This window comes from Curtobacterium sp. B18 (genome assembly GCF_000333375.1).
Classification (GTDB): Bacteria; Actinomycetota; Actinomycetes; order Actinomycetales; family Microbacteriaceae; genus Curtobacterium.
The window spans coordinates 1-3,653 of the sequence record NZ_BACZ01000282.1 but is presented as its reverse complement, the minus strand read 5'-3'; the positions used below and the strand labels follow the sequence as shown (position 1 = coordinate 3,653).

Annotated in this window: 4 protein-coding genes; 3 read left to right on the top strand and 1 reads right to left on the bottom strand. The window is 71.1% G+C overall.

The annotated features are described in order from the left end of the window. A partial coding sequence (locus I5E_RS07295; RefSeq protein WP_031261795.1) for a helix-turn-helix domain-containing protein occupies positions 1–196 on the bottom strand: 196 nt, incomplete at its 3' end. A 71-nt stretch (positions 197–267) separates the two neighbouring features. Between I5E_RS07295 and I5E_RS07290 the strand changes: the two genes are divergently transcribed. The 3 genes from I5E_RS07290 to I5E_RS07280 all read left to right on the top strand — a co-directional run. Next, positions 268–1,317 (top strand): aminotransferase class V-fold PLP-dependent enzyme, encoded by a 1,050-nt coding sequence (locus I5E_RS07290; RefSeq protein WP_031261794.1) that lies wholly within the window; start codon positions 268–270, stop codon positions 1,315–1,317. A gap of 115 nt (positions 1,318–1,432) precedes the next feature. After that, the gene (locus tag I5E_RS07285) at positions 1,433–2,818 is read left to right on the top strand and encodes a glycine--tRNA ligase (protein WP_022906398.1); all 1,386 of its coding nucleotides are present in this window, start codon (positions 1,433–1,435) and stop codon (positions 2,816–2,818) included. 156 nt (positions 2,819–2,974) lie between these two features. Beyond that, positions 2,975–3,653, top strand: a 679-nt coding sequence (locus I5E_RS07280) for a DsbA family oxidoreductase (protein WP_049973466.1), incomplete at its 3' end; no start/stop codon positions are given.

Below are 3,653 nucleotides of genomic sequence, written 5' to 3'. Positions count from 1 at the left end.
CGTGCCCGGACTCGGTCAGGGTCACGCCCCGGGCGCCGCGGAGCACGAGTTCGTGCCCCGTCCGGCGTTCGGCGCGAGCGAGCAGCTGGCTGACCGCGGGCTGGCTGTACCCGAGCGCGGCGGCCGCGCGGCTGATCGAGCCCGCGTCGCGGACGGCGCGCAGGACGCGGAGCAGCTGGGGGTCGAGATCGTCCACAACTCGATGTTATGGGGGATGGAAGGAACCTGCTCTGGTGTGATGGACCGGCACGCACCACGGTGGTCGGCATGGACTCCTTCGTCGACGGCTCCGGGTACCTCGCCGCCTGCACCGCTGGCCTCCCCACGCACGGCACCCTGCGGGCGATGCGCGCCGACCTCGACGAGTGGGAGCGCCAGGCGTCCTCGCCCGTCGCGTACGGCGCCCTCGTGGAGACGGGACGATCGCTGTTCGCGGACCTCGTCGGCGTCGAGCCGGCCCGGGTGGCGACCGGATCGCAGACCTCCGCGATGGTCGCGGTGGTCGCCGCCGCGCTGCCGGACGGTGCCGAGGTGGTGGTCCCCGACGGCGACTTCAGCTCGCTCGTGTTCCCGTTCCTGGCCGGCGCGCACCGCGGGATCCGGGTGCGGAGCGTCCCGCTCGACTCGCTCGCCGACGCGGTCCGGCCCGGTACCGCGCTCGTCGCCTGGTCGGCGGTGCAGTCGTCGACGGGGAGGGTCACCGACCCGCAGCCCGTCCTCGACGCCGCCCGGTCGGTCGGGGCGCTCACGCTGTGCGACCTCACGCAGGCGGCCGGCGTGCTGCCGGTCGACGCCCGGCCGTTCGACGTCACGGTGACGCACGCCTACAAGTGGCTGTGCGCGCCGCGCGGGGTCGCGTTCTCGACGTTCTCCGACGCCGCGCTCGACCGGCTCCGGCCCGTGCAGGCCGGGTGGTACGCGGGTGCCGACGTGTGGGCGTCGTGCTACGGACCCACGATGGCACTCGCGGACGACGCGCGTCGGTTCGACGTCTCGCCGGCGTGGCAGGCCTGGCCCGGGGCGGTCGCGGCGCTCCGGCACCTCGCCTCGCTCGACACGGCGTCGTCCTGGAGGCACGCCACGCGGCTCACGGACCGGCTCGCCGACACGCTCGGGTCGCCTCGGAGCGGACAGGCGATCACGACGTTCCCGGACGCAGACGGCGCGGCCCTGGGTGCCCTCGCGGCAGCGGGCATCACCGCGAGCGGCCGTGCCGGCCGGCTCCGGCTGGCGTTCCACCGGTGGAACGACGAGGAGGACGTGGCCCGCGTGGCGGACGCACTCGCGGCGGTCGACGGCTTCAGACCGGAGGGGTGAGGGGCGTTCTCCACAGGCACCGCGCATGGCGTCCGACGAGGTCCACGAGGCCGGTACGCTTGCCCGGTACGTTCACCGAACCGGGCACCCAGCTCGGCGACCTCTGGAGCATCACGTGGCACAGTCCTCCCGTCTCGACAGCGTCATCGCCCTGGCCAAGGGCCGTGGCTTCGTCTTCCAGTCGGGGGAGATCTACGGTGGATCGCGCTCCGCGTGGGACTACGGGCCCCTCGGCGTCGAGCTGAAGGAGAACATCAAGCGCCAGTGGTGGCAGCGGTTCGTCCGCGGCCGTGGCGACATGGTCGGCCTCGACTCCGCCGTGATCCTGCCGCGCAAGGTGTGGGAGGCGTCCGGGCACGTCGCGACCTTCACCGACCCGCTGGTCGAGTGCCTGCACTGCCACCACCGCTTCCGCGAAGACCACCTCGTCGAGGCCTTCGTGGCGAAGAAGGACCGGCAGCCCGAGGGCGGCATGGCCGAGATCGCGTGCCCGAACTGCGGGACCCGCGGGCAGTGGACCGAGCCCCGTGAGTTCTCCGGCATGCTCAAGACCTACCTCGGCCCGGTCGAGTCGGAGGAGGGCCTGAACTTCCTCCGCCCCGAGACGGCGCAGGGCATCTTCGTCGACTTCGCGCAGGTCGTGACGACCAGCCGCATGAAGCCCCCGTTCGGCATCGGGCAGGTCGGCAAGGCGTTCCGGAACGAGATCACGCCCGGCAACTTCATCTTCCGGACGCGCGAGTTCGAGCAGATGGAGATCGAGTACTTCGTCCCGCCGGCCGAGGCCGGGGAACACTACGAGCAGTGGATCGCCGACTCGGTCGCGTTCTTCACCGACCTCGGCATCGACCCGGAGAACCTCCGCCGCTTCGACGTCCCGGACGGCGAACGCGCGCACTACTCCGACGCCACCGCCGACATCGAGTACCGCTTCGGCTTCGCGGGCACCGAGTGGGGCGAGCTCATGGGCGTCGCGAACCGCACGGACTTCGACCTCAACAACCACATCGAGTCGTCCGGCAAGGACCTCCGCTACTTCGACCAGGCCGCGAACGAGAAGTACGTGCCGTACGTCATCGAGCCGTCGTTCGGCCTGACCCGTGCGCTCATGGCGTTCCTGCTCGACGCCTACCACGAGGACGAGGCGCCGAACGCGAAGGGCGGCGTCGACAAGCGCACGGTCCTGCGCCTCGACCCGCGCCTGGCCCCGGTCAAGGCCGCGGTGCTGCCGCTGTCCCGCAACGAGCAGCTGTCGCCGGTGGCCCGCGGCCTCGCGGACGACCTGCGGAAGTTCTGGAACGTCGACTTCGACGACGCGGGGGCGATCGGTCGCCGCTACCGTCGCCACGACGAGATCGGCACGCCGTTCTGCATCACGGTCGACTTCGACACCCTGGACGACAAGGCCGTGACGGTGCGCGAGCGCGACACGATGTCGCAGGAGCGGGTCGCGCTCGACCAGCTGCAGGGGTACCTCGCGGCGCGGCTGCTCGGCGCCTAGGCGCTGGCGGCGCGTCGGCGCGGCCGGGTTGAATCATGAATCCGACATCGAACCGGGCGTTGGCCGTGGTTCGGTGTCGGATTCCTGGTTCTACGCCGTGACAGCGGGCCAGGGCGGCGCGGGAATGCGTCCGCCGCGGGCCCGGTTGCGCCCAGCATGAACGACTCTGTGAAGGTCGATGTCTGGTCGGACATCGCCTGCCCCTGGTGCTACATCGGCAAGCGGAAGTTCGAGGCCGGCGTCGCCGCGTTCGCCTCGACACCGAACGGCGCCCCGGTCGAGGTCGAGTACCACTCCTTCGAACTGAGCCCCGACACCCCGGTGGACTTCGAGGGCACCGAGGCCGAGTTCCTCTCCGGCCACAAGGGCATGCCCGTCGAGCAGGCGCAGCAGATGCTCGACCAGGTCGCCGGCATCGCCGCGAGCGTCGGCCTCGACTACGACTTCGAGTCGATGCACCACACCAACACGGTCAAGGCACACCAGGTGATCCACCTCGCCAAGGAGCAGGGCAAGCAGCTCGAGATGGTGGAACGCCTCTTCGCCGCCTACTTCGAGCGCGGTGAGCACGTCGGCCAGGACGAGTCGCTGGCGTCCCTCGCGGCCGAGATCGGCCTCGACCCCGACGAGGTCCGCGCGACCCTCCGCGACGACTCGCAGCTCGCGGCGGTCCGTGCGGACCAGGCCCAGGCGCAGTCCTACGGCATCAACGGCGTCCCGTTCTTCGTCATCGACATGCAGAACAGCGTCTCACGCGCGCACGATCCGGCTCCATTCGAGCACGTGCTGACGCATGTCGACCCCCTCCATGCCATGACCACGTCATACGTCACCG

Bases quoted from the DNA above. Each gene is read 5' to 3' on its own strand.
- I5E_RS07290 (WP_031261794.1), top strand. From the start codon at position 268: ATGGACTCCTTCGTCGACGGCTCCGGGTACCTCGCCGCCTGCACCGCT.